Raw genomic sequence first — 23,942 nt, forward strand, 5'->3', positions numbered from 1 at the left:
GGGGACGAGTCTAGGTGGTCTCAGGCGGCGTCCACGCCGAGGTCGCGGCGCAGCTTCGCCACGTGGCCCGTCGCCTTGACGTTGTACTGGGCCACCTCGAGTGTGCCGTCCTCGGAGACGACGAAGGTGGACCGGATGATCCCGACGACGGTCTTCCCGTAGAGCTTCTTCTCGCCGAACGCTCCGTACGTGGTCGCGACGACCTTGTCGGGGTCGGACGCGAGCGGGAACGTCAGGTGCTCCGACTCCGCGAAGGCGACGAGCTTGGAGACCGGGTCGGGGGAGATGCCGACCACCGCGTACCCGGCGGCCTGGAGCGACGCGAGGTTGTCGCGGAAGTCGCACGCCTGCGTCGTGCACCCCGGGGTCGCAGCCGCCGGGTAGAAGTAGACGATGGTGCGCTGCCCGCGGAGGTCCGCGAGAGAGACGGTGCCACCGTCGGCGGTCTCGAGGGTGAAGTCAGGGGCGGTCTGCCCAGGGGACAAGCGGATGGACATGGTTCTCCTCGTCGTCGGACTGCGCCGCAAGCCTACGCGTGAGACGGTGCATGGGGAGTTCTCACCATTGCCGCCCGGTGGGAAGGGTGTTGATATGAGCAGATCGTTCGTCGCACGGAATGGGGAGAACATGTCGACTGTGAAGACCCGCAGCTCGCACCGAGCCGCTGAGCTCGAGCCGCTCGACCTCCATGACCTCCCGGACGTGAGCGCCCTCCTCGCGCGACTCCTAGACGAGCGCATCCCCCTGGCGCTCATGGCGGACCTCGCGAGCCCGCAGGGACCGCGCTCCGCCGACATCCTCGAGCGGGAGCGCGGCGAGTAGCGTCCCCGCTGCGGTGGCTCGTCCGATCGGCGCCCGTCTGATCGACATGCCCTGCTGGTCCGCACGCGCTGCTGATTGGCACCCTCTGGCTCGCTGCTGGTAGGGTTCCCAACCGCGCGCCATTAGCTCAATTGGCAGAGCAGCTGACTCTTAATCAGCGGGTTCCTGGTTCGAGTCCAGGATGGCGCACTGACGAAGCCCTTGACCGGTCCTCCGGCAGGGGCGATGTCATGTCCGCTCAGGCCTGTGACGGAGCAGACATCCGGGGTGGCGCTGGCTGTCTGCCGGTGCTGGTAGTGTTTTTCATCGCGCGCCATTAGCTCAATTGGCAGAGCAGCTGACTCTTAATCAGCGGGTTCCTGGTTCGAGTCCAGGATGGCGCACCACGGCAGGTCCCCGATGGGGGAGAGGAACGAGGCCCGGAACCGCTCTGGTTCCGGGCCTCCTCTTGTGTCACGTCCGAGCCGGCGGTCGTGGCACGGAGCAGGTCCGTGTCGTTGCCACCGCGTCGGACCGGCCACCGCGTCGGTCCGGTTCAGCTGCTGCCGAAGCCGGTGCGTGTCATCGTGCCCCACACGGCCTTCTTGTTCCGCAGCGCGGCCCACCAGCCCTGCAGCCGCCACACGGCCGTGAGCTGGCGGTAGCCGACGTTCTCGGCGAACGCAGCGCCGAGGATGCGCAGGAGGTCGCTCCAGCGGGAGTACCGGTGGAAAGAGATCTCCTCGACGAGCAGCGCCGCGCACGTGACGAAGAAGCCGTAGACGTAGGTCACGAGCAGCAGAGCGACGGCGTAGCGCAGGTCGACGACGCCGAGAGCGAGGCCGAGCGGGACGACGACGAGTCCCACGAGCTCGATGAGCGGCGCGAAGAGCTCGAACAGCCAGTAGTACGGCAGGGCGACCATGCCGACCCGGCCGTAGCGCGGGTTGAAGGTCATCGCGCGGTAGGACCACAGGACCTCCCAGAGCCCGCGGTGCCAGCGGCGCCGCTGACGGCCGAGGACGGCCAGCGTGGACGGCACCTCGGTCCAGCTCACGGGCTCGGCCACGAAGACGACGCGGTAGTCGCGACCCGCGTCCTTCATGTGCCGGTGGATGCGCATGACGAGCTCGAAGTCCTCACCGATGCAGTCCGCGTCCAACCCGCCGACCTCGACGAGCACGTCGCGCCGGAACATGCCGAACGCACCCGAGATGAGGATGAGGGCGTTCGCCTGCGACCACCCTGTCCGCCCGAGGAGGAACGACCGCAGGTACTCGACCACCTGGATCCGGGCGACCATCTGTCGTGGCATGCGCACGTCGACCACGCGGCCCCCGACCACCTGGCACCCGTTCGCTGCGCGGATGACACCGCCTGTCGCCACGGTGCCCTCTGGGTCGTCCGCGAACGGCTGCGAGACGACGAGCAGCGCGTCGGGGTCCATGAGCGAGTCGGCGTCGAGCATGACGATGAGGTCTCGCGTCGCAGCGTTGACGCCCGCGTTGAGACTGTCCGAGCGGCCGGAGTTCTCCGTGTCGACCACGATGAGAGGGATCGCCGGGTTCGAGGGCACCCAGACCCCGCGGATGCGCCCGCGAGCCGGGATCTGCTCGGTGATCTGCCGCGTGTCGGGGACGAGGTCGTATGCCGCGACGAGCAGCTCGAGGGTCGAGTCCTTGCTGCCGTCGTTCACCACGACCGCCTCGTGGTCCGGGTGTCGTAGGTCGAGGACCGAGCGTACGGAGTCGAGGATGACCATCTCCTCGTTGTACGCGGGCAGGATGACCGAGACTCCCGGTGTGAGCGCCGAGCTCGCCACCGAGTCGGTGCCGGCGAAGGGCGTCCGCCGCAGGTGTCTCGTGAAGTTCACGCTGGCCAGCAGGATGAGGACGAGGTAGGAGGTGTTGATGAGGAGGAAGTACGCGAGGAGCGGAGCCCCGGTCACGGAGAAGAACACGAGCAGCGCGTCCCGCATCGCGTCGACGATGGTCTCGCTCATCCGTACACCTCGCTGTCTGTCGTGTCGCCGCGACCGAACCGGTCCAGAGAACGTCCGGCAGCCGATCGGACGACTGCGGACGGGTCGTGCTCGAGCAGGGCGGAGATGGGGGCGGCAAGCTCTGTGACGAGCAGGTGGCCCACGACAGCGGCCGACGTCGCCCGCACGGAGTCGGAAGTGGAGCCGAGGCCGTCGCGGAGGGCGTCGGTGTCGGCGTCGCGAGCCCGGAGGAGTGCTGTGCCAACCACGCTCGCCGGCACGCTCCGATCCGCGGACAGGGTGGCGAGGATGGTCGACGTGAGCGCCGGGTCCTCGAGGCTCCCGAGCGCTCGGACGGCGACGATCCGCACGTCGCGTGAGGGGTCGGCGGTCAGCTGGATCAGTCGTCTGCGTGCGTCCGGTCGCGCGAGCAGGCCCAAGACCTCCGCTGCTCGTGCGCGGCGGATCGCGCTCCGCCCTCGGGACTCGCGCATGGCGGCGCTCATCGTTCCTCGATCGACGAGGAGGCGGACCAGCGCGTCGCGCGAGCCGCCCCGGACCTCACTGAGAGTCTGGAGCACGTATCGCTCGGCGGCAGGCCAGTGCTCTTCTGGGAGCTGACGCAGCTGCTCGACCGCCTCCGCAAGCTCGTCCTCCTCTGCCGCCAGCACGCCCAGGACGGCGGGCCGCACGCGTGACCGGGCGATCTCCAGCCGGCGGGTGCGCCACGCGCGCGCCGACCGCAGCACGACGATCGCGGCGAGGCTGGCGGCGCACGCCACGCTCGCGGCGACGAGCGTCCACACGAGCACGGTCCAGCTGAGGGTGACCACCGTCATTGCTGTCCGCGGCGCAGGATGACCCGAACGCGGATGAGGAGCTCTCGAGGACTGAACGGCTTGGTGATGTAGTCGTCGGCACCGGCCGCGAAACCGGCCTCGATGTCGCGTTCCTGGGTCTTCGCCGTGAGCATGAGCACAGGCGTGGCGCTCGTCGTCGGCTCGTCCCGCAGCGCGCGGAGCACGTCGAGGCCGGACATGCCCGGCATCATGACGTCGAGGATGATGAGGTCGAACGCACCGGTCCGAGCCGCTTCCAGCGCGGCGGCTCCGTCGAACGCCTGCGTCACGGCGAAGCCCGAGTTGCCGAGCTTGAGGGCCACGAGATCACAGATGTCGTGGTTGTCGTCGACGACCAGCACGTGGTCCTGTGACGCCATGTAGATCCGTCCCCTGCACTAGATACTGTCGGCGACAGCCTAGGTGTGGCCCGCGAGTACTGCGCCCGCGCCCGCGGCGGAGAGGGAACATTCACCCGCGGTCGCGTGGAGTTCACCCGCTCTGGGCCCCCGACGAGGCCCCACGGCTGCGGTGTCCGTCGCAATCGCTATCCTTTGTGTGTGCCGACAACTCGTGTAGCTCTCGCGACCTGCTCCATCCTCCCGGACCTCGACCCGGACGACATGCCTCTCATCGGAGCGCTGGCGGAACGCGGCGTCGACGCCGTCGCGGCCGTGTGGGACGACACGGAGGTCGACTGGGACTCCTTCGACCTCGTCGTCGTCCGCTCCACCTGGGACTACTCCTCGCGGCAGGACGAGTTCATCGCCTGGGCGCGGAGCGTGCCGCGGCTCGCGAACGACGCCGAGGTCATCGCCTGGAACACCGACAAGTACTACCTCAAGACGTTGGGCGAGATGGGCGTCCCCATCGTCCGGACCTTGTGGCTCGACCCGGACCGCCACCTGACCTCTCAGGCGATCCACACGCGGCTCCCCGCGCACGGCGACTACGTCATCAAGCCGACCGTGAGCGCAGGCTCGCGTGACACCGCCCGGTACCAGGAGAACACCGCGAAGGCGCGTGGCGAGGCGATCCTGCACGCGCGCGAGCTGCTGCGGTCCGGTCGGCACGTCATGGTGCAGCCCTACCTCAACCAGGTGGACGTCGCGGGGGAGACGGGTCTCGTCTTCATCGCCGGCCAGTTCTCCCACGCGATCCGCAAGAACGCCATGCTCTCTCGAGGTCACCGCCCCACGCAGGGGCTGTACCAGGAGGAGGTCATGCGCAGCGTCGAAGCGAGCGAGACCGAGCTGGCTCTGGCTGAGCGTGCGCTCGAGGCAGCACACACCGTCGTCGGGGCCGCAGGCGACGCGCTGCTCTATGCCCGCGTGGACATGCTCCCCGGGGACGATGGTGAGCCCATCCTCCTCGAGCTCGAGCTCGCCGAGCCCTCGATGTTCATGAGCAAGGCGCCGGAGTCCTTGGCACGCTTCGCCGACGCGATCGTCGCGCGCGCGTCGCGATAGCACCGGCCGGCCGGTACCGGCCGACCGCGATCGGTCCGGGTCGCTCCCGCGCCGCGGAGACAGGAGCGGGGGACCGTGCAGCTCGCACCGCCCGTGCGCACGCCTGCACGCGGACGAGCGCGCCGGCCGGGGCGACGCGGTGCACGACGACCGTCGGCCCGCTCGACGCGCACCCTGACGAACGTCATGGTCCTGCTCTTCGTCCTGGGCGGTGTGGGCGTCGCCCGACCGTCATGGCTCGAGCTGCTCCCGGACCTCGACTGGGATGCGGGGCGCCTGCTCGAGCTCGTCGGAAGCCTTGCGGGCCCCGTCTCCGAGCAGCCGGAACCCTCGTCGCCCTGAGAGAGGCCATGGAGAGACCGTCGGCACGGCCAGGTGCGTTGGGTGCGCAGGGCCCGGTGCTGTGGGTGCGCAGAGCCCGGTGAGCTCGACGATGCGGGTCAGGCGCTCGGCGGCCGCCAGTCGACGGGGACGGCGCGTCCGTCCCGCAGCCCGCACTCCGTGCAGACCCAGTCGACCTCAGGCGGCTGGGGCACGTGCTTGGTCGTGCGACCTCTCGTGATGGCCCGCATCGTGGCAGGGACGTAGTTCGAGTACTCGAGATGCTCGCCTGTCCGGCACTGCCGGCACGACGGGAGGTCAGTCATGCGTCCAGGGTCCCACGAGCGGCGACGTCAGCGTGGTCGACGGGCGACCTGAACGAGCAAGGGCCGCCCCGGCGTACCGGGACGGCCCTTGCTCGTGGTGCTCTACATGGGGTGAGTAACGGGACTTGAACCCGCGACCCCCTGGACCACAACCAGGTGCTCTACCAGCTGAGCTATACCCACCATGCAACGGTCAGTTCTGAAGAACTGAACCGTCGAAAAGTGTACATGCGATCTGAGGGGCGTTCGTACGCGTTTCGCAGAACAGGGGACGTGACGCTCGCCACGCCCCGTGCGGTGGTGTCTCAGACCGGGGCGTCCTCGGCGTAGCCGTCGGGGACGGAGAGCGTCCCGGACACCGACGACCCGGCGATGACGGCCGCAGCCGCGCGCGCGGTCTTCGTGTCGGGGCCGGGCTGGGGGACGAACACGGTCGACCGGTAGTAGCGCAGCTCGTCGACGCTCTCGAGGATGTCGGCCAGGGCGCGGTGGCCACCGTTCTTCGTCGGCGAGGCGAAGTAGACACGGGGGTACCAGCGGCGGGCCAGCTCTTTGATCGAGGACACGTCGACGATCCGGTAGTGCAGGTGCGCCACGAGCGACTTCATGTCCCTCTCGAGGAACATCTTGTCCGTCGCCACGGAGCTGCCGCCGAGCGGCGCCTTGCCGGGCTCGGGGACCCACTCGCGGATGTAGGCGAGCACCTGCTCCTCGGCCTCGGCGAGCGTCATGCCGTCGTCGAGCTCGGTGATGAGTCCCGACGTCGTGTGCATGTTCCGCACGAAGTCGTTCATCTGCACGACGGAGAGTGCTGGGGGGCGGATGATGACGTCGATGCCGTCGCCGAGGACGTTGAGCTCGGAGTCGGTGACCACGGCGGCCACCTCGACGAGGGCGTCTGTGCCCAGGTCGAGACCGGTCATCTCGCAGTCGATCCAGACGATCCGGTCGTTGTTCAGGGTGCGTGCCACGGCACACAGCCTACGGCGTCCATGACGAGAGCCCCGCCGGTCTCGGCCGTGGTGGGCCGGCCCGACGGGGCTCTGGGCGGCGCGTCATGCGTCGCGACGGAACGCCGTGCGACGGCGCTCGGGCGGGAGGGGTGCTGGACGGAGGCGGTCGGCCCGCTCGCGTGCCGCTCGGGCGGCGGCGATGCGTTCCTCGAGCTCCGACACCCTGATCTGGTGGAGGAGGAGGGGGTCGAGGTATCCGGTGCTGAGGTCGATCATGGTGTTCTCTCGTGACGTTCGGTTGTGGGCAGAGGTGTCGACTCCGCTGCCCTGGACGTCACCGCGGTGTGGCACCAGCCAACCACGGAGGCTGTCCGGGATGCACGGTTTTTTCTCCCGTCACCGCCGCACGGAGGCACCTGTGGTTGCGGGGCAGGAGCCCGCAGGTAGCCTCGGACGATGACTTCTGGGGGCTCCTCGCCATCTCCGCGCGCCCGCGTGCTCGGCTTCAGGCTCCCCCCGGTGCTCGTCGCGGTCGCGCCTGGCGTGCTCCTCGTCGCGGCCGGCGTCGGCGCCTTCCTCGGGATCTTCGAGGCCGTCCGGGAGCAGGACGACCTGGCGCTGCTCGACCAGCCGGTCCTCGAGTGGCTCGCCGCTCACCGCACGGGCGTCGTGACGACCGTGCTCACGTGGGTGACGAACACGTTCGGGCCGGTCGTGCTCCCGATCGTCGTGGCGCTCTGCTGTCTCGTCTGGGCGTGGTTGGTGAGGACGTGGCGGGATCCTGCCCTCCTCGTCGGGGCCATGGTCCTGTCGACGGTCATCTCCGTCCTCATCAAGGCCGTCGTCGCGCGACCGAGGCCCGACGACGGGCTCATGACGGTGCCCGGTGTCGAGACGTCCTTCTCCTTCCCGTCCGGCCACACGATCGGTGCCGCGACCCTGGTGCTCGTCAGCGGGTACCTCATCTGGTCGCGCCACCACAGCGGCCGGCTCTTCGGGCTCTGGGCGCTGGCGAGCGTCGTCGTCGTCGCGATCGTCGCGGTGAGCCGGCTGTACCTCGGCTACCACTTCGTCACCGACGTCCTCGCCGCCGTGAGCCTGGCGCTCGCGGTCCTGGGGGTGGTGGTCGCCGCGCACCGGTGGCTCGTCCTGGAGGGCGTCAGGGAGACCGTCGACGCGTAGCGCCCTGCCGTCGTCTAGCGCACGACCTCGACGAGCATCGCGACGCCCATCCCGCCCCCGACCGCTGCCGTCGCGAGGCCGAGCGTCCCGGCCGGGGCTCCGCCGCGCACGAGCCGGGAGTAGAGACGCACGACGCTCACGGCCGCGCTGGCGCCCCATGGGTGCCCGAGGCCGATCGCACCGCCGTCGGGGCAGACACGCGCGGCAGCGTCGCCGAGAACGTCCAGCCCCAGCGCGTCGGTGACCGCGAGGACCTGCGCGGCGAACGCCTCGACGATCTCCACGACCGCCACCTCTGCGAGGTCGACGTCGGCACGTGCCAGCACGGCACGCACGGCCGGGACGGGCCCCCACCCAGGGAGCGCGGGATCGCACCCGACGACGGCTCCGGTGACCACGCGCAGTCCCGGAACACGACCGCGCAGCCGCTCGGGGACGAGTGCGAGCGCCGCCGCACCGTCGCTGATCGGGCTCGACGACGCCGCGGTGACCGTCCCGTCCGGCGTGAACGCGGGTCGCAGTCGCGCGAGCAGCCTCGGGTCGAGAGAGCGAGCGTGCTCGTCGCGGTACAGACCTCCGAGCGGCACCGTCTCGTCGTCGAAGGTGCCGGTGGCCTGGGCCGCGAGGACGCGGGCGTGGCTCCGGGCAGCGTAGGCGTCCTGGCGCTCGCGGCTCACCCCGTGGGCGGCGGCGAGCGCGTCGGCCGCAGGACCCATGCTGGGGTCGGGAAAGCCCTCGGGCGCGAAGGCGGCCTGTGCTCGACGGGTCGACGTGGAGGCGCTCTCGACGCCGCCCGCGAGCACGAGGTCGGCCTCGCCGGAACGGACGGTGTGCGCCGCGAGCAGCACGGCTGCGAGCCCGCTGCCGCACTGACGGTCGACGGTCGCCCCGGGGACCTCGACGCCGAGGCCCGCCGCCAGCGCCGAGATCCGGGCGACGTTGCCGCCCGGACCTGTGCAGCTGCCGAGCACCACGTCGGCGACCGGGGCGTCGACGTGCAGCGCGCGGACGTCGTCCATCGCGGCGGCGAGGACGGGGGCCGCGAGCTCGTGGGCGAGACGGTGGCGGTGGCCCCGCCCGGCGGTCCCGACGTGGCTGCGGCGCGCGGCGACGACGACCGGTGCGTCCGGAGAGGTCCCGAGCACGGGCTAGAGGGCGGTGAGGATCCGCGGACCGTCCGACGTGATCGCGATCGTGTTCTCCCAGTGGGCCGCACGGGCACCGCGCGCCGAGCGCAGCGTCCAGCCGTCGTCGTCGTGCCGGTAGTCGCTGCGGCCGTCGGCGATGAACATGGGCTCGATCGCGATGACGAGACCGGGCGTGAGCTTCATCCCCTTGCCGCGGCGGCCCTCGTTCGGGACGAACGGGTCCATGTGCATCTCGGTCCCGATGCCGTGGCCGCCGTGGTCCTCGAGGTTCCCGAGGCGTGCCTTCTTGGCGATCCTGTTGACCGCGTAGCCGATGTCACCGATCGTGTTCCCCGGCTGCGCCGCAGCGATGCCGGCGTCGAGTGCGGCCTTCGTCGCGTCCACGAGCTCCTGGTCGCCGGGTCGAGGGGTCCCGACGATGAAGCTGCGCGCGGCGTCGCCGCACCAGCCGTCGAGGACTGCTCCGAAGTCGATGCTCAGGAGGTCGCCGTCGACGAGCGCGTAGTCGGTGGGGATGCCGTGGACGATGACGTCGTTCACGGAGGCGCAGATGGAGCCCGGGAACGGGGTGGGCGCCCAGTCCGGGTGGTAGTTGAGGAACGGCGACGTGGCACCGGCGTCCGCGAGGACACCCGCACCGACGGCGTCGATCTCCGTGAGGGTCACCCCCACGGCCGACGCGTCCTGCATCGCCTGGAGCGCGCGGGCGACGACACGGCCGGTCTCGCGCATCTTCTCGATCTGTTCGGGGCTCTTCATCTCGATCACCGGTCGAGCCTATCCCTGAGCGCGGCCACGCAGACGCCGGTAGCCCGGCAGCGCCTCGGCGACTGCCGCGCGGGCGAGCTTGCCCCCGTCTGCGCTCCCTGTCCGGGGGAGCGACGCGGCGACGAACCACCGCCGTGGTCGCTGGGCCGGTGAGAGCGCGACGGTGCTCCGGTGCTGCAGCTCCTCGAGCAGGCGGGAGTCCTCGTCGGACGTCGCGGTCTCGGCACCCTCGCGGGCTTCGACCACGACGACCGCCGTGACGACCTCGCCCCACCGCGGATGGTGGGTGCCGAGCACGACCACATCGGCGACGCCGGGGGCGTCGGCGAGGACCGCCTCGACGTCCTCGGGCAGGACCGTCGCGGCACCGACGGTGATCGCCCCCGTCCCGCGACCGCGCAGGACGAGCGGGCCGTCGGCGGCGCGCGGGTCGGCGAGGTCGCCGACGGTCGCCCACCCGTCGGACCGTCGGAGCGGACCGTCCGCGCCTGCGAGGTACCCGGACGCGAGCCACGGCGAGCGCACCCAGACGGTGCCGTGGGAGTCTTCGCCGTCGACCCGCACCTCGATCTCCGTGCCTGGGAACGGGCGCAGACCGGTGCCGTCGGGGTCGAAGGCCACGAAGGAGAGCTCTGCCGCGCCGTAGTAGGGCACGACGTGCACGTCGGCGCGCTCGGCGCGCCGGCGCACCGCGTCCGGGAGGCCGGCGCCCCCGACGAGGGCGGTGCGGTGCCGACGTCGCGCGGACGGGGCGAGGGTGTCGAGGACGATCTCGAGCTGTGCCGGCGTCACATGGAGGACGTCGCTCGCGAGGGCCGCGGGTCCGAGGTCGCGGCGCGCCACGGCTGGTCGGAGGGTCGCGCCCGCCGCCAGCGCGTGGACTGCGCCGAAGCAGTAGAGCGACGTGGCGAGGTCGCCCGGGACGAGCACCGTGCTCGTCGCGCTCACGCCGGCGAGGTCGCTCACTGTCGAGAACGATCCCGTCCAGGAGCCACGGGTCCGGACGACGGCCCGCGGTCGACCTGTGCTGCCCGACGTGAACCCGGCCCACGCGAGATCGTCGGGCCGGGCTCGAGCGGCCAGGGACGACGCCAGGAGAGCCCGTGCCGGTCCGGGCAGCGACGAGACCGGTCGGTCGGGCCGTGCGGGCGGAGCGGACACAAAGACACGGTGGTCCGGTCTCACCCCCGCCAGCACGTCCTCCCGGTGCCGGTCACCCCAGCTCGCGTCGCACACGAGCGGGACCGCACCGACGAGGTCGACCGCGAGGAACGTGACGAGGGTCTGCGACCAGCGTGCGCCCGCAGACGGCGGGGCGGCGGCCGCCGCGGGCCCCGGTGGCACGATCGCGACGACGCCTCCCGGCATGACCGGCCCGCCGGAGACACCCGACCCGCCCTCCGCGAGGCGCGCCGCCGTGCTCAGGACACGGCGTGCGAGCTGCGCGTAGGTGACGTCACCGGCCTCCCCGTCGAGCGCGACCGCCACCCGACCCGGAGCCGTGCGGGCGTGGTCGAGGACGTCGCGTGCGACCGGCACGTCACTCCGTCCGGCGCACCGCGTCCACGCCGCGGTTCGCGAGCTCGTCGGCCTTCTCGTTCCCGATGTCCCCCGAGTGGCCCTTGACCCACGTCCACGTGATCGTGTGACGCGCGACCTGCTCGTCGAGCGCCTTCCACAGGTCCATGTTCTTCACCGGCTTCTTGTCGCCGGTGCGCCACCCGTTGCGCTTCCAGCCGGCGATCCACGTGGACATGCCGTTCATGACGTAGGTCGAGTCGACGTGGACGTTCACCACGCACGGACGGGTGAGGGCGCGCAGGCCTTCGATGACGGCCGTCAGCTCCATCCGGTTGTTCGTCGTCAGCTCCTCGCCGCCGAAGAGCTCGCGCTCGCGGTCGCCCGACCGCAGCCACGCGCCCCAGCCTCCCGGTCCCGGGTTGCCCTTGCACGCGCCGTCCGTCCAGATCTCGACGACGGTCGGGTCGTTCGGCGCGGGCGCGGGCGGCGGTGTCGGCAACGTCATGCGGACAGTCTTCCAGCCTCGACAGCGCCCGCGCACACCCCGCGACGGGGGCACGCAGCGAAGATTCCGCCGATCACGGGCGACTCGCATAAGATCTGGGGATGCCTCCGTAGCTCAGTGGATAGAGCAAGAGCCTTCTAATCTCTAGGTCGCAGGTTCGAATCCTGTCGGGGGCACTTCCGCGCGACGTCGGTAGCGCCCTCGTCGCGTGCTCGGGGCGGGAGCGGTGGGCTGCTAGCGTTCTGACGTGGCTTCTTCGCTGTGGGTCCGGGCCGTCGCAGACGCCGACGCGATCGTCGTGGGAACCGTGCAGGATCACCCATGACAGGTCCCCACGTCGACCTGTGGTGGCTCCCCGTGGGAGCCGGTGGGCACGTCGTCATCCATACCAGCAGGTGGTGGGAGCTGCTCCGCGCCCGGCGCGAGCACCGCCACCCCCGTCCGTTGTTCCACGCCGCGCTCGAGGCGTTCGACGGCGACGGCCGGTACGTGATCGAGATGACGCCCGCATGGGGGCAGCCCGCCGGTTCTCGTGGCGTGGTCGCGAACGGCCCTGTCGGTGCTCAGCGGCTCGGCCGGCTCCGGTCCTTCCGCTACGAGGTCCGGTGCTGGGAGGACGGAACCATCCCGGACAAGGACTGGGCGGTCGGCCCGCCCGCCCGGTTCGCGCTCACTCCCGACGACGCCCGCGCCCTGCTCGGACGCGTGGCGACGGTACCGCCGCTGACCTGGGGGCGCGACGTGCTCGACGTCGGCGACATGTGGAACTCGAACTCCCTCGTCTCCTGGCTCCTGCACACCTCCGGTATCGACGCGAGCGACCTCGCCCCACCGCACGGTGGGAGCGCCCCGGGCTGGCGCAGCGGCATCGCCGCCGCGATGCTCCCGGCTGGACGCGGCGACGGACCTGGTAAAGAGCCTGCCCGGAGAGCCTGACGACGCGCGTTCTCGTCGGCCCCCGACGGCGCGCGCGTTTGGCCTCACCCGCGATCCACGGGAGAATTACGCCGTGACTACCACCAGCGGCCCCGGAGCGCGTCAGCCGAGCACCAGCCAGGGCCGCCACACGTCAGACGGTGTGGACGCGGCGGAGCCGCACTTCACGGTGTTCGACATCGTCACGGACCTGCGACGCGACGTCGCGGCGCTCGAGTTCCCGCTCGGGGTCGACGGCGCCGACGAGGCCCGCGCCAAGCAGGCCCGGCTCGTCGGCCAGCTCGACGACCACCTCCTCCCGCGCCTCAAGGAGCTCTCCACACCTGCGGTCGTCGTCATCGCGGGCTCGACCGGGGCCGGGAAGTCGACCCTCCTCAACTCGCTCCTGCGCGAGGAGATCTCGCGGGCGTCCGTCATCCGACCCACCACGCGCGAGCCCGTCGTCGTCTACAACCCGCAGGACGCCGAGATCGTCGCCGGCACGCCGCTGGTCACCTCGATCCGGTCCGTCGTCAACACGAACGTCCCGCGCGGCATCGCACTGCTGGACGCACCCGACCTCGACTCCGTCCTCGAGGAGAACCGGCAGACCGCCGCCCGGCTCCTCGAGGGAGCCGACCTCTGGCTCTTCGTCACCACCGCCGCCCGCTACGGCGACGCGCTGCCGTGGCGCACGCTCACCGGTGCGGTCGAGCGTGGCGCGACGGTCGCGATGGTCCTCAACCGCGCCCCCACAGCGTCGCTCAAGACGGTCCGCGGCGACCTGCTCGACCGCCTCCGAGAGCACCACATGGACAGCACCCCGCTCTTCGTGGTGCCCGACGCGGGTCCGCACGAGGGATTGCTGCCCGCCACCGAGGTCGCGCCCATCGAGCGGTGGTTGCGGACGCTCGGGGGCGCCGACCGTGCCCGTACGGTCATCCTCCGTACGCTGCGGGGCTCGCTGGTGGCGCTGCCCCCGTGGGTCGAGGAGCTCGTCGCGCACGTCGACGCCCAGTACCTGGCCGGTCGGCGGATGGTCACCGCCGCCGAGACGGCGCTCCCGCCGGTCGTCACGACCGTCCGTCGCTCGGTCGAGTCCGGAGCGCTCGCGGTCGGCGCCGTGCAGTCGCGGTGGTCGCACCTCGTGCAGCCGGCGCGCCTCGACAAGGCGATCACCCGCTCCGGTCTCGCCCGCGGCTCGGCACGACGCGGCCGCTCCCGCGAGGCGCAGCTCGACGACCTCGCCGCTGCGGTGGGGGAGGCGGCCACGGCCGCGCTCACCTCGGCGGTCGACGACGCCCAGCAGGCGCTGCGGACAGCTCTCGAGGCGGTCCCGGGCGGTCCCGAGCTCGGAGCGGAGCACATCCGCCCGCCCGACTCGGACGAGGCGGTGAGCGGCTCCGTCGACGGCTGGGTCGCGTCGGTCCGCGCCCGGGTGGACGCCCTCGACGACACCGCCTCCAAGCAGGCTGCCGCCGCGGTGCGTGCTTTCGGTCGCGGGGGTCTCACGGCCCTCCTGCTCGCGGCCGCCGTCGGCAACGAGGACGCTGCGGCACTCCTCGGCCGGCTCCTCGGCAACGACGGGCGCGAGCTCGTCCCGGTCGTGACCACGGACCTGGCGGACCGCGCGGCTACTCTGGTGAACCGGGAGATCGAACCCGTCGTCGCTGCTCTCGCGGTGCCCGCGCTGGCGGACGACGCGGCCGTCGGGCTGAGCGTCCGGCTCGCGGAGCTCGCCCAGCTCACATGACCCCGCCACCTCAGGAGCAGCCCGTGACCCAGACCGACCAGACGAGCGATCGCAGCACGCGGCGCACCCGGTCGACGACCTCGGACGGCGAGCGCTACACCGCCCACGTCGCGAACCTGCGCCACGCTCTGGAGGTCGCCGGCGACCGGCTGGACCCCGCGGTGGCCGCGCACGCACGCTCCGTGCTCGCCGGGGCCGACGAGCGCCTCGCGCTCGGCGTCGACCACACGATCGTCGCCCTCGCCGGCGGGACCGGCTCGGGAAAGTCGAGCACGTTCAACGCGATCTCACGCCTGAACTTCGCCGACGTCGGCGTGCGCCGCCCCACGACGGCGCGCGTGACCGCGTGCGCGTGGAGCCAGAGCGCGACGGCGCTCCTCGACTGGCTCGAGGTGGACTCCGAGCGTCGCATCAACCGGGGGAGCGAGCTCGACGGCGATGCCGAGCTCGGCCTCGACGGCCTCATCCTCCTCGACCTGCCCGACCACGACTCGATCGAGCCGGCGCACCGCGAGATCGTCGACCGCATCCTGCCGCTCGTCGATCTCCTCATCTGGGTCGTCGACCCGCAGAAGTACGCCGACGAGGCGCTCCATGCCGGGTACCTGCGCAACCTCGCGGGGTCCGAGGCGTCGATGATCGTCGTGCTCAACCAGATCGACACGATCGCGCCCGGCGGGCGTGCCTCGCTCGTCGCGGACGTCTCCCGGCTCCTCGAGGAGGACGGTCTTGTCGGCGTCGACGTCCGGACGCTCTCCGCGAAGACGGGGGAAGGGGTCGCCGAGCTGCGCGAGACGTTGCGCGAGGCCGTCGGCAAGCGCAGCGTCGCCGCGAGCCGTCTCGCGGACGAGCTCGACCGTGAGGGCCGGAAGATCGCGGCCGAGGTGCGGCCCACCGTCCTGCAGAACCTCTCGCCGCTCGTGCAGGGAGAGGTCGACCGTGTCGCGGTGGCGGTCGGGGTGTCGGCGGTCGTCGACGACGTCCGCGGGGTCGTCCGTTTCGGCGGTGTCCGCGAGTCCGACGCGCCGCGTTTCCGCGCACCGCAGGAGTCGGCCGTCCGTGTCATCCGGAGCCGGTGGATCACGAGGATCACGGACACGATGCGTCCGACCTGGGCGCAGTCGGTCGACGCGGCAGTCCCGGACCACGGCGAGCTCTCGCAGAGGATCGTCGCTGCGCTCGACGAGGTCCCCATCGACACGTCCGGCTCCGTCGGCGGGCGGCGTGCACGGACGGTCGGGTGGGTGTTCGCCGGCCTCGCGCTGGTCGCCGGTGTCTTCTCTCTCCTGCTGGGGACCGGGGTACTCGACCTCGGTGCTCCGTGGGCGGCGGTCACCGGGATCCTCACGATCGTGGCCGCGCTCGGCGCGGTCGTGTCGTTCGTGGTCGGTGCCCGGCTGCGTGCGGCGCTCGGTGAGCAGCGGGCCGACGGCGTCCGGGACGCAGCGCTCGGCGCGCTGCGCTCGGTCGTCGAGCGAGAGTTCGTCGCTCCGGCACAGCGAGTGCTCGACGAGCACACGGATGTCCGGGAGTCGGCTCTCTCCGCCCGTGAGTCGTCGGCCACAGGGCGCGTCACCGAGGTCTGATCCACAGGTCCTTCGTGGGGCGACGCGGAGCCCGTCACGAGCGACGAGTCTGACCGGACCAGGGAAGCGACCGCGCCTCCCGAGTCTCAGGAGGACCCATGAGCACTGACACCAAGGTCACCGTCGCCGGCTGGGTCGGCACCCAGCCCAAGCACTTCGTGTCCGAGAACGGCACCGACTTCACGACCTTCCGGCTCGCGAGCACCAAGCGTTACTACAACCGGGCCGAGGACCGCTGGGTCGACGGCCCCACCACGTGGTTCACCGTCAAGACGTGGAGGAGCACCGCGCTCAACGTCGCGGAGTCGCTCCGCAAGTCCGACCCCGTCGTCGTGCACGGCTCCCTGTCCAGCGACGAGTGGGTATCTCCCGAGGGGCCGCGCACGACCTTCGTCATCGAGGCCGACGCCCTCGGCCCTGACCTCTCCCGTGGTCAGGCCACGTTCCGGCACACGGTGCAGGCACGACCGCTCGCGGCCGGTACCGACGGCACGAGCGCAGCAGACGTGCCCGAGCACGGTCTCGTCGAGGACGCACCCGACGACGCGTCCTCCCTGCTCCAGCAGGACGACCCGTGGTCCGTGGCGGTCACGGCACCCGAGCGCGGCGTGGACGAGCCGGACGACGTCACGGACGAAGGCGTCGCGCAGAGCGACTCCCGGGTGCCGAGCCTCGCCGGCTGAGCGGCTCCGCGACGACCGACCGGGCACCCGCCGCGACGGGCTGCCCGGTCGGCTGAGCAGCCAGGGGTGAGAACGGCGTAGGCTGGGACGTTGAGCATCCCGTCCACCGGCTCCACCCAGCACACGCTGCCGGCGAGCAGTGCGACGGGTCCCCTGACCCGCGCGAGGCGAACCCGCTCCAGCGCAATCGATCATGAGGCGGACAGAGAGCCAGTGGCTGAGTTCATCTACTCCATGTACAAGACGCGCAAGGCGCACGGTGAGAAGGTCATCCTCGATGACGTCACACTGAACTTCCTCCCCGGCGCGAAGATCGGCGTCGTCGGCCCCAACGGTGCCGGGAAGTCGACCATCCTGAAGATCATGGCGGGCCTCGAGCAGCCGTCGAACGGCGAGGCCCGGCTCTCGCCCGGGTACACGGTGGGAATCCTCCTCCAGGAACCGCCGCTCAACGAGGACAAGACCGTCCTCGGGAACGTCGAGGAGGGCGTCGCCGAGATCAAGGCACAGCTCGACCGTTTCAACGAGATCTCCGCGCTCATGGCGGAACCCGACGCGGACTTCGACACGCTCCTCGCCGAGATGGGGAACCTCCAAGAGGCTCTCGACCACGCCGACGCGTGGGACCTCGACGCCCAGCTCGAGCAGGCGATGGACGCCCTGCGCTGCCCCCCGCCGGACGCCGACGTCAAGGTGCTCTCAGGTGGAGAGCGCCGCCGCGTCGCCCTGTGCAAGCTCCTGCTCCAGAAGCCGGACCTCCTGCTCCTCGACGAGCCCACCAACCACCTCGACGCCGAGTCCGTCCTGTGGCTCGAGCAGCACCTGTCGTCCTACGCCGGCGCCATCCTCGCCGTCACCCACGACCGGTACTTCCTCGACCACGTCGCGGAGTGGATCTGCGAGGTCGACCGCGGACGCCTCTACCCGTACGAGGGCAACTACTCGACCTACCTCGAGAAGAAGGGCGAGCGCCTCAAGGTCCAGGGCAAGAAGGACCAGAAGCTCGCCAAGCGCCTGAGCGACGAGCTCGAGTGGGTCCGCATGAACGCCAAGGGACGCCAGACGAAGTCCAAGGCTCGACTCGCCCGCTACGAGGAGATGGCCGCCGAGGCGGACCGTACCCGCAAGCTCGACTTCGAAGAGATCCAGATCCCGCCGGGCCCCCGCATGGGAAGCCTCGTCATCGAGGCGACCGACCTCAACAAGGGCTTCGACGGCCGGACCCTCATCGACGGGCTCTCCTTCACGCTGCCGCGCAACGGCATCGTCGGTGTCATCGGCCCCAACGGTGTCGGAAAGACGACGCTCTTCAAGACGATCGTCGGTCTCGAGCCGCTCGACGGCGGACAGCTGAAGATCGGCGAGACGGTCTCGATCTCGTACGTCGACCAGTCGCGTGGTGGCATCGATCCGAAGAAGAGCCTCTGGGAGGTCGTCTCCGACGGCAACGACTACATCAAGGTCGGCAACGTCGAGATGCCTTCTCGTGCCTACGTCGCCGCGTTCGGCTTCAAGGGCCCGGACCAGCAGAAGGCGGCCGGCGTGCTCTCCGGTGGAGAGCGCAACCGCCTCAACCTCGCGCTCACCCTCAAGCAGGGTGGGAACCTCCTCCTGCTCGACGAGCCCACCAACGACCTCGACGTGGAGACCCTCGGCTCGCTCGAGAACGCTCTGCTCGAGTTCCCGGGCTGCGCCGTGGTCGTCTCGCACGACCGGTGGTTCCTCGACCGGGTCGCGACGCACATCCTCGCGTACGAGGGTACGGACGAGAACCCGTCGGCCTGGTACTGGTTCGAGGGGAACTTCGACTCGTACGAGGAGAACAAGGTCTCGCGCCTCGGCGCCGACGCCGCACGCCCGCACCGCGTGACGCACCGCAAGCTCACGCGCGGCTGAACCACGCACGGTGGGTGCGACCAGGGGTTTTCCGGCAGACTGCACTCATGCCGGACGCACCTGACCCCTCTGAGCTCGGCGGCGACGGGACCTCCCGCGTCGCCGAGCTCGCCTCGGCGCTCGCCCAGCTGCGCAGCGCCGTCGACGATCTCGCGCTGCCGCTCGAGACCGTGCTCGCCCCGGCTGCTCGCGCCGCGCGCGAGCGCGTCCTCGACCAGCTCGACGACTACCTGCTGCCCCGCATCGACGCGGTGGCCGCACCTCTCCTCGTCGTCGTCGGCGGATCGACGGGCGCGGGGAAGTCGACACTCGTCAACTCGATCCTCGGGCAGCACGTGACCACGCCCGGAGCGCTCCGCCCCACGACGCGCTCCCCGGTGCTCGCGCACCATCCGCTCGACGCGTCATGGTTCCAGACGGAACGCGTCTTCCCGCACCTTGCTCGCGAGACGACCACGGGGGCGTCGGACGGAGGTGCGTCGATGCACGCGCCCGGGACCGGCGCGGGACGCTCGCTGCGGCTCGTGGCCACGGACGTCCTGCCTCCCGGCCTCGCGATCCTCGACGCCCCCGACATCGACTCGGTCGTCGTCGGGAACCGGGAGCTCGCCGCCCAGCTGCTCGCGGCCGCGGACCTCTGGCTGTTCGTCACCACTGCTGCCCGCTACGCCGACGCCGTCCCGTGGGACCTCCTGCGCGAGGGCGCCGAGCGCCGCGCGCAGGTCGCGATCGTCATCGACCGGGTGGACCCCGGCGCCGAGGTCGTGCGCGAGCACCTGCGGCAGATGCTCGCGGAGCACGGGCTCGGAGGGTCGCCGGTCTTCCTCGTCCCGGAGACCCCGCTCGTCGACGGCATGCTTCCGTCGCAGGTCGTCGCTCCCATCTCGCGGTGGCTCACCGCGACCGGCGGCGACGCCGCGTCGCGGACGACGGTCATCGAGGCGACCCGGGACGGGGCGATCGACGACATCGCCGGTCGCACGATGTCCCTCGCCGATGCCGCCGACGCCCAGGTGTCGGTGGACGCCCGCCTGCGGGCGATCGTCAGTGACACCTACGCGGCCGCTGCCCGTGACGTCGCCGACGCCACCTCGGACGGCACCATGCTCCGGGGTGAGGTGCTCGCCCGCTGGCAGGACTTCATCGGTACCGGCGACTTCATGCGCGCGGTGGAGGTGAGGATCGGGATGGTCCGCGACACGATCACGGGGTTCTTCCGCGGTCGAGGACCGGCCGAGCCCAAGGTGGCCGTCGCCATCGGCACCAACCTCGAGGCGATCATCTTCGACACGGCGGACCGGGCGGCGGAACGCACGTACGGAGCCTGGCGCTCGGACGGTGCCGGAGCCCCCCTCCTCGAGAGCCTCGAGCTCTCGCGTGCGTCCGCCGACCTCCGCACGAGGCTCGCCGTCGAGATCCGGGCATGGCAGTCGGACGTCCTCGCGCTCGTGAGCGAGCGTGGCGCCGACAAGCGTGGGCGCGCCCGGGTCCTGGCCGTCGGGGTGAACGGGCTCGGAGCAGCGCTCATGATCGTCGTGTTCGCCCAGACGGGTGGGCTCACGGGCGCGGAGGTCGGGATCGCCGGGGGATCAGCGATCCTCGCCCAGCGGCTCCTCGAGGCGGTGTTCGGAGACGAGGCCGTGCGGTCGCTCGCGCGCGCGGCCCAGACGGCTCTCCTCGAGCGGGTGGACCGTCTCCTCGAGCACGAGTCCGCACGGTTCGTCGGTCTTCTCGACGCGGTCGGCTCCGGAGCTGCCTGGGGTCCTGCGCTCCGGGGCGCAGCGCAGACGCTCCAGGGCGCCGCGCAGCGCGAGCGAGCAGCCCGTGCCGCAGCAGCGGCGGAGCGGCCGGTTCCTGGACCTCCCGGCCAGGCCGTCGCGTCCGGCCTCTCGCCGGAACCGGACGCGCACCGGGGCCGGTTACGGGGCGCGGACCTCTCCGTGCTGGACGATCCGTACGCACCCGCGCCCGAGAAGGATCCCGTCCGACGAGGATTCCTCAGCAGGTTGCGCCAGAGGCGCGGGCGAGCGTGAAGCGGTTCAGCGGCGTGACGCGCCGCGGAGAGGTGCTGGCGCGCCGTACCCAGGCTCTCGAGTCTGCGCTCGACGCGGGCCGCGGGTGGCTCGGCACCCAGGTGCTCGAGCGGGGTGCCCAGACCGCCGCGCACGCTCGTGAGCGGCTGCGGCTCTCCGTCGACCACACGGTGGTGGCGCTCGCCGGCTCGACGGGGTCGGGGAAGTCGTCGATCTTCAACGTCCTGGCGGGCCGGGAGATCTCGAGCCCGGGTATCCGGCGCCCGACGACGTCCCGCGCGGTCGCTGCCGTGTGGGACACCCCGGGCACGGGAGCGGTCGAACCGCTCCTGGACTGGCTCGAGGTGGCGCAGCGGACGTTCGTCGACACCGGGGAGGACCGGGCCGGGCTCGTCCTGCTCGACCTCCCGGACCACGACTCCGTCGTCGTCGAGCACCGGGTGCGGGCGGAGCGGCTCGTCGAGCGCGCCGACCTGCTCGTGTGGGTCATGGACCCGCAGAAGTACGCCGACGCGGCTGTCCACGACCGCTACCTGCGACCGCTCGCCGGGCATGCGGACGTCGTCGTCATCGTGCTCAACCAGATCGACCGACTCTCTCCGGTCGACCAGGAGCAGTGCCTAGCAGACCTACGACGCCTCGCGAGCGACGACGGGCTCTCGTCGGCGGTCGTGGTGGGAGTGTCCGCAGCGACCGGACAGGGGATGGGCGAGCTGCACGAGCTCGTCGCGCAGGCCGCGCGCAAGCGCGCAGCGTCGACCGACCGGCTGCTCGCCGACGTCAGGGGTGCGGCGAGCGCCGTCCTGGCGGAGTGCGGTGCGAGCAACGGCGGCGCCCAGCAGCAGGACCTCGTCCGCGGGGAGCTCCTGGAGTCGCTCAGCAGAGCAGCACGCGCGGACGTGGTGGTCGACGCGGTGCGCGGGTCAGCGCTCCTGCGTGCCCGGGCCGCGACCGGCTGGCCGGTGACGCGGTGGGTGGGGCGCTTCCGCGCCGACCCGCTCCGCAGGCTCAACCTCCACCGCCGGGAGGTGCGCGCCGAGCTGGCACGCTCGTCGCTGCCCCCGGTGGACGCCGCGATGGCGGCCCGGACGCGCAGCGCCGTGCGCGCCTACGTGGACGCGGCGTCGGTCGGTGCGCCCACCGGGTGGGTGCTCGCGACGCGGGAGCACCTGCGTGACGACGACCTCCCGGACGCGCTCGACCAGGCGGTGGCGCGCACCGAGCTCGACGGGGAGCGTCGTCCGCGCTGGTGGGCTGTCGTGTCGGTCGTCCAGTGGGTCGTTCTCGGCGTCCTCGTCGCGGGGCTGGCGTGGCTCGGTGGTCTTGCGCTGCTCGCCTACGTCCAGCTCCCGGTGCCCGCCTCACCCGACGTGGAGGGCTTCCCGATCCCGACGCTCATGGTCGTGGGTGGGCTGCTCGTCGGGGTGCTCCTCGCGCTCGTCGCACGGTTGCTCGGGCTCCTCGGGGCGAACCAGGCGGCGCGCCGTGCGGCTCGCCGGCTGCGCGCGGAGATCGACGCCGTCGCACGTGACGCAGTCATCGGCCCTGTCGGGACACAGCGCAGGCTGCTCGACGAGTGCCGCGCGGCCGCGGCGCTCGCGAGCCGGTAGGTCTCGGCTGGTTGACTGGTCCCATGACTCGCCTCTACGTGCCCGTCCGCCTGCGCTGGTCCGACCTCGACGCCTACGCCCACGTGAACAACGTCGAGATGTTCAGGCTGCTCGAGGAAGCACGGATCACGGCGTTCTGGAGGCATCCGCTGGCGCCGGACGCGGACGTGTGGCCGACTGCGGTCCTCGACTCGGGGCCCACGGCGACGTCGCACACGCTCGTGGCACGCCAGGAGATCGAGTACCTGCGCCCGCTGAGCTTCACGCGCGAGCCGGTGCGCGTCGAGATGTGGATCGGGAAGATCGGTGCGGCGAGCCTGGACGTCTGCTACGAGGTGCACGACGACGGTGGTGTCGTGGGCCGGTGGGGCCCGGCGACGGCGGGGGCACCGTACGCACGTGCGACGACGACGATCGTCGTCATCGACGCCGACTCTGGCCGACCGCGTCGCTTCGATGCCGCAGAGCGGGCGGCGTGGGAGCCCTTCCGCGACGAACCGGTCGCGTTCCTGCGCCGATGAGCGACACGTCGCTCGTCGCCGGCCGTCGCCGGACCACGCGGCCCTCCCTGGCGAGCGTGACGGCCTAGCCGAGCAGCTCCAGCACCTCGTGCTCGGCTCGCGCCGAGCTCTGCGTCGTCGAGATCGTCGAGCCGCGCTCCCAGAGGTCGACGAGCCGCGGGTCGATGTAGGACGCGCGACACACCGCAGGAGTGTTGCCGAGCTCGTCCGCGACGTCGCGCACCACCTGGGCGACGGCCGCGCGCCGGCCCCGCTGCGACCGGGGTGCCGGGCCGATCTCGGCCAGCCCGCGCGCCGCGAGGACGGTCGCGTGCCACGTGCGGAAGTCCTTCGGGGAGGCATCGTCGCCGAGCATCGCCTTGACGTGCGCCGACAGGTCGGCAGAGGCCATCTCGTGCCACGCGACAGGCCGGTCGCTCGTGCGCCAGGCGAGGAGCCTCTCGCCGCCGCGTCGGCCGAGGAGCGTGGTCACGGCGGCCGCCACCTCCGGGTCGTCGAGCACCACGTCACGCAGCTGGCCCGACTTCGCCGGGAACGTGAAGCGCGCCGAGCCGTCGGGTTGGATCGACGCGTGCTCCTTGCGGAGGGTCGAGAGCCCGTAGCTCTCGTTCTGGGCGGCATAGACTTCGCCGCCCACGCGGAAGTACCCGAGGTCGAGCATCCGGAACGCGAGGGCCAGCACCCGCTCCCGGGGCATGCCCGGGAGCGCGAGGTCCGCGGCCGTGCGGCGGCGGGCGGCCGGTAGCCGCGCGGCCACCTCGAGGATGTGGTCGTGCTTGGCGCGGTCGCGTCGCGCCCGCCACTGGGGGTGGTAGAGGTACTGGCCGCGACCCGCCGCGTCGTAGCCGAACGCTTGGATGTGGCCGTTCGGGTACGGGGAGATCCACACCGACGTCCAGGCGGGCGGGACGGCGAGCGCCTTGCAGCGCGCCACGACCTCGGGGTCCGTGATCCGCGTCCCGTTCACGTCCGTGTAGGAGAAGCCCTTCCCTGCGGCACGCCGGGAGAGTCCCGGTTGGGAGACCGATACGCGTCGCAGTCGTGGCACCCGGACAGTCTGCATCGTCCGTCGACGGCCCGCAGGACATCGGTGAGCACCCGCAGGACGGTCGGGACTGCTGCTCGGCCCCG

The 23,942-nt window shown here is 71.6% G+C and carries 24 protein-coding genes and 4 tRNA genes; 15 read left to right on the forward strand and 13 right to left on the reverse strand.

What is annotated here, in order from left to right:
- Positions 1-20: 20 nt before the first annotated feature.
- On the reverse strand, positions 21-497 hold the full coding sequence (bcp, locus tag ABKW26_RS08975) for a thioredoxin-dependent thiol peroxidase (RefSeq protein WP_348592851.1): 477 nt from the start codon (positions 495-497) through the stop codon (positions 21-23).
- A gap of 130 nt (positions 498-627) precedes the next feature.
- Between bcp and ABKW26_RS08980 the strand changes: the two genes are divergently transcribed.
- The 3 genes from ABKW26_RS08980 (at position 628) to ABKW26_RS08990 (ending at position 1,208) form a co-directional block, all read left to right on the forward strand.
- Positions 628-822 (forward strand): hypothetical protein, encoded by a 195-nt coding sequence (locus ABKW26_RS08980; protein WP_348592853.1) that lies wholly within the window; start codon positions 628-630, stop codon positions 820-822.
- Between the two features lie 116 nt (positions 823-938).
- Positions 939-1,011: transfer RNA gene (locus tag ABKW26_RS08985), tRNA-Lys, on the forward strand.
- Between the two features lie 121 nt (positions 1,012-1,132).
- Positions 1,133-1,208, forward strand: a tRNA-Lys gene (locus tag ABKW26_RS08990).
- A gap of 149 nt (positions 1,209-1,357) precedes the next feature.
- Here ABKW26_RS08990 and ABKW26_RS08995 read toward each other — a convergent pair.
- The 3 genes from ABKW26_RS08995 to ABKW26_RS09005 are packed head-to-tail and all read right to left on the reverse strand — an operon-like array spanning position 1,358 to position 4,001.
- Positions 1,358-2,803, reverse strand: coding sequence for a glycosyltransferase family 2 protein (locus tag ABKW26_RS08995; RefSeq protein ID WP_348592854.1), 1,446 nt, complete (start codon positions 2,801-2,803; stop codon positions 1,358-1,360).
- Entirely contained in the window at positions 2,800-3,621 is an 822-nt protein-coding gene (locus ABKW26_RS09000) for a HEAT repeat domain-containing protein (protein WP_348592857.1), read from the reverse strand. Before ABKW26_RS09000 ends, ABKW26_RS08995 begins: the two co-directional genes overlap by 4 nt.
- The gene (locus ABKW26_RS09005) at positions 3,618-4,001 is read right to left on the reverse strand and encodes a response regulator (protein WP_348592859.1); all 384 of its coding nucleotides are present in this window, start codon (positions 3,999-4,001) and stop codon (positions 3,618-3,620) included. The genes ABKW26_RS09000 and ABKW26_RS09005 overlap by 4 nt, the downstream gene beginning before the upstream one ends.
- 180 nt (positions 4,002-4,181) lie before the next feature.
- Here ABKW26_RS09005 and ABKW26_RS09010 point away from each other — a divergent pair, with 180 nt between their 5' ends.
- Both ABKW26_RS09010 and ABKW26_RS09015 read left to right on the forward strand, forming a co-directional pair.
- Positions 4,182-5,090 (forward strand): hypothetical protein, encoded by a 909-nt coding sequence (locus ABKW26_RS09010; RefSeq protein WP_348592861.1) that lies wholly within the window; start codon positions 4,182-4,184, stop codon positions 5,088-5,090.
- A gap of 75 nt (positions 5,091-5,165) precedes the next feature.
- Entirely contained in the window at positions 5,166-5,432 is a 267-nt protein-coding gene (locus ABKW26_RS09015) for a hypothetical protein (RefSeq protein WP_348592863.1), read from the forward strand.
- A gap of 98 nt (positions 5,433-5,530) precedes the next feature.
- On the opposite strand, the gene ABKW26_RS09020 is transcribed toward ABKW26_RS09015, so the two are convergent.
- From ABKW26_RS09020 to ABKW26_RS09035, 4 genes are all read right to left on the reverse strand, one after another.
- Complete coding sequence (locus ABKW26_RS09020) at positions 5,531-5,737, reverse strand: hypothetical protein (protein ID WP_348592864.1); 207 nt, start codon at positions 5,735-5,737, stop codon at positions 5,531-5,533.
- A gap of 107 nt (positions 5,738-5,844) precedes the next feature.
- Positions 5,845-5,920: transfer RNA gene (locus ABKW26_RS09025), tRNA-His, on the reverse strand.
- Between the two features lie 122 nt (positions 5,921-6,042).
- Positions 6,043-6,708: an oligoribonuclease gene (orn, locus tag ABKW26_RS09030; RefSeq protein ID WP_348592866.1), complete on the reverse strand. Its 666-nt coding sequence runs from the start codon at positions 6,706-6,708 to the stop codon at positions 6,043-6,045.
- Between the two features lie 84 nt (positions 6,709-6,792).
- Complete coding sequence (locus tag ABKW26_RS09035; protein WP_348592868.1) at positions 6,793-6,966, reverse strand: hypothetical protein; 174 nt, start codon at positions 6,964-6,966, stop codon at positions 6,793-6,795.
- Between the two features lie 180 nt (positions 6,967-7,146).
- Here ABKW26_RS09035 and ABKW26_RS09040 point away from each other — a divergent pair, with 180 nt between their 5' ends.
- Positions 7,147-7,872 carry a phosphatase PAP2 family protein gene (locus tag ABKW26_RS09040; RefSeq protein ID WP_348592870.1) on the forward strand — a complete coding sequence of 242 codons (726 nt, stop codon included), beginning with the start codon at positions 7,147-7,149 and terminating at the stop codon, positions 7,870-7,872.
- Positions 7,873-7,886: 14 nt separating this feature from the next.
- Here ABKW26_RS09040 and ABKW26_RS09045 read toward each other — a convergent pair whose 3' ends face one another.
- From ABKW26_RS09045 to rnhA, 4 genes are read right to left on the reverse strand one after another with little or no spacing between them, the layout of a single operon-like run.
- Positions 7,887-9,017 (reverse strand): thiolase family protein, encoded by a 1,131-nt coding sequence (locus tag ABKW26_RS09045; protein WP_348592871.1) that lies wholly within the window; start codon positions 9,015-9,017, stop codon positions 7,887-7,889.
- Between the two features lie 3 nt (positions 9,018-9,020).
- Positions 9,021-9,788: a type I methionyl aminopeptidase gene (gene map, locus ABKW26_RS09050; protein ID WP_348592873.1), complete on the reverse strand. Its 768-nt coding sequence runs from the start codon at positions 9,786-9,788 to the stop codon at positions 9,021-9,023.
- A gap of 9 nt (positions 9,789-9,797) precedes the next feature.
- Entirely contained in the window at positions 9,798-11,327 is a 1,530-nt protein-coding gene (locus ABKW26_RS09055; RefSeq protein WP_348592875.1) for an AMP-binding protein, read from the reverse strand.
- Position 11,328: 1 nt separating this feature from the next.
- Positions 11,329-11,814, reverse strand: coding sequence for a ribonuclease HI (gene rnhA / locus ABKW26_RS09060; protein ID WP_348592877.1), 486 nt, complete (start codon positions 11,812-11,814; stop codon positions 11,329-11,331).
- Positions 11,815-11,917: 103 nt separating this feature from the next.
- On the opposite strand from rnhA, the gene ABKW26_RS09065 reads away from it, so the two are divergent.
- The 9 genes from ABKW26_RS09065 to ABKW26_RS09105 all read left to right on the forward strand — a co-directional run bounded on the left by ABKW26_RS09065 (position 11,918) and on the right by ABKW26_RS09105 (position 22,811).
- A tRNA-Arg gene (locus ABKW26_RS09065) sits at positions 11,918-11,990 on the forward strand.
- Between the two features lie 145 nt (positions 11,991-12,135).
- On the forward strand, positions 12,136-12,750 hold the full coding sequence (locus tag ABKW26_RS09070) for a hypothetical protein (RefSeq protein ID WP_348592879.1): 615 nt from the start codon (positions 12,136-12,138) through the stop codon (positions 12,748-12,750).
- A 73-nt stretch (positions 12,751-12,823) separates the two neighbouring features.
- The gene (locus ABKW26_RS09075; protein WP_348592881.1) at positions 12,824-14,482 is read left to right on the forward strand and encodes a dynamin family protein; all 1,659 of its coding nucleotides are present in this window, start codon (positions 12,824-12,826) and stop codon (positions 14,480-14,482) included.
- Positions 14,483-14,505: 23 nt separating this feature from the next.
- Positions 14,506-16,068 carry an ABC transporter gene (locus ABKW26_RS09080; RefSeq protein WP_348592883.1) on the forward strand — a complete coding sequence of 521 codons (1,563 nt, stop codon included), beginning with the start codon at positions 14,506-14,508 and terminating at the stop codon, positions 16,066-16,068.
- A 98-nt stretch (positions 16,069-16,166) separates the two neighbouring features.
- The gene (locus tag ABKW26_RS09085; RefSeq protein ID WP_348592885.1) at positions 16,167-16,751 is read left to right on the forward strand and encodes a single-stranded DNA-binding protein; all 585 of its coding nucleotides are present in this window, start codon (positions 16,167-16,169) and stop codon (positions 16,749-16,751) included.
- 213 nt (positions 16,752-16,964) lie between these two features.
- Positions 16,965-18,647 carry an energy-dependent translational throttle protein EttA gene (gene ettA / locus ABKW26_RS09090; RefSeq protein WP_348592887.1) on the forward strand — a complete coding sequence of 561 codons (1,683 nt, stop codon included), beginning with the start codon at positions 16,965-16,967 and terminating at the stop codon, positions 18,645-18,647.
- A gap of 47 nt (positions 18,648-18,694) precedes the next feature.
- Positions 18,695-20,680, forward strand: a complete 1,986-nt coding sequence (locus ABKW26_RS09095) for a GTPase domain-containing protein (RefSeq protein ID WP_348592889.1) — start codon at positions 18,695-18,697, stop codon at positions 20,678-20,680.
- The gene (locus ABKW26_RS09100; RefSeq protein WP_348592891.1) at positions 20,677-22,290 is read left to right on the forward strand and encodes a GTPase; all 1,614 of its coding nucleotides are present in this window, start codon (positions 20,677-20,679) and stop codon (positions 22,288-22,290) included. The genes ABKW26_RS09095 and ABKW26_RS09100 overlap by 4 nt, the downstream gene beginning before the upstream one ends.
- A gap of 23 nt (positions 22,291-22,313) precedes the next feature.
- Complete coding sequence (locus ABKW26_RS09105) at positions 22,314-22,811, forward strand: thioesterase family protein (RefSeq protein WP_348592893.1); 498 nt, start codon at positions 22,314-22,316, stop codon at positions 22,809-22,811.
- Positions 22,812-22,875: 64 nt separating this feature from the next.
- On the opposite strand, the gene ABKW26_RS09110 is transcribed toward ABKW26_RS09105, so the two are convergent.
- Positions 22,876-23,859 (reverse strand): DNA topoisomerase IB, encoded by a 984-nt coding sequence (locus ABKW26_RS09110; protein WP_348592895.1) that lies wholly within the window; start codon positions 23,857-23,859, stop codon positions 22,876-22,878.
- Positions 23,860-23,942: the final 83 nt, after the last annotated feature.

It is taken from the genome of Sanguibacter sp. 25GB23B1 (assembly GCF_040012415.1).
Lineage (GTDB): Bacteria > Actinomycetota > Actinomycetes > Actinomycetales > Cellulomonadaceae > Sanguibacter.

Coding starts and splice junctions, on each gene's coding strand:
- bcp (WP_348592851.1), bottom strand. CDS start 497: ATGTCCATCCGCTTGTCCCCTGGGCAGACCGCCCCTGACTTCACCCTC.
- ABKW26_RS08980 (WP_348592853.1), top strand. CDS start 628: ATGTCGACTGTGAAGACCCGCAGCTCGCACCGAGCCGCTGAGCTCGAG.
- ABKW26_RS08995 (WP_348592854.1), bottom strand. CDS start 2,803: ATGAGCGAGACCATCGTCGACGCGATGCGGGACGCGCTGCTCGTGTTC.
- ABKW26_RS09000 (WP_348592857.1), bottom strand. CDS start 3,621: ATGACGGTGGTCACCCTCAGCTGGACCGTGCTCGTGTGGACGCTCGTC.
- ABKW26_RS09005 (WP_348592859.1), bottom strand. CDS start 4,001: ATGGCGTCACAGGACCACGTGCTGGTCGTCGACGACAACCACGACATC.
- ABKW26_RS09020 (WP_348592864.1), bottom strand. CDS start 5,737: ATGACTGACCTCCCGTCGTGCCGGCAGTGCCGGACAGGCGAGCATCTC.
- ABKW26_RS09035 (WP_348592868.1), bottom strand. CDS start 6,966: ATGATCGACCTCAGCACCGGATACCTCGACCCCCTCCTCCTCCACCAG.
- ABKW26_RS09040 (WP_348592870.1), top strand. CDS start 7,147: ATGACTTCTGGGGGCTCCTCGCCATCTCCGCGCGCCCGCGTGCTCGGC.
- rnhA (WP_348592877.1), bottom strand. CDS start 11,814: ATGACGTTGCCGACACCGCCGCCCGCGCCCGCGCCGAACGACCCGACC.
- ABKW26_RS09070 (WP_348592879.1), top strand. CDS start 12,136: ATGACAGGTCCCCACGTCGACCTGTGGTGGCTCCCCGTGGGAGCCGGT.
- ABKW26_RS09085 (WP_348592885.1), top strand. CDS start 16,167: ATGAGCACTGACACCAAGGTCACCGTCGCCGGCTGGGTCGGCACCCAG.
- ABKW26_RS09095 (WP_348592889.1), top strand. CDS start 18,695: ATGCCGGACGCACCTGACCCCTCTGAGCTCGGCGGCGACGGGACCTCC.
- ABKW26_RS09105 (WP_348592893.1), top strand. CDS start 22,314: ATGACTCGCCTCTACGTGCCCGTCCGCCTGCGCTGGTCCGACCTCGAC.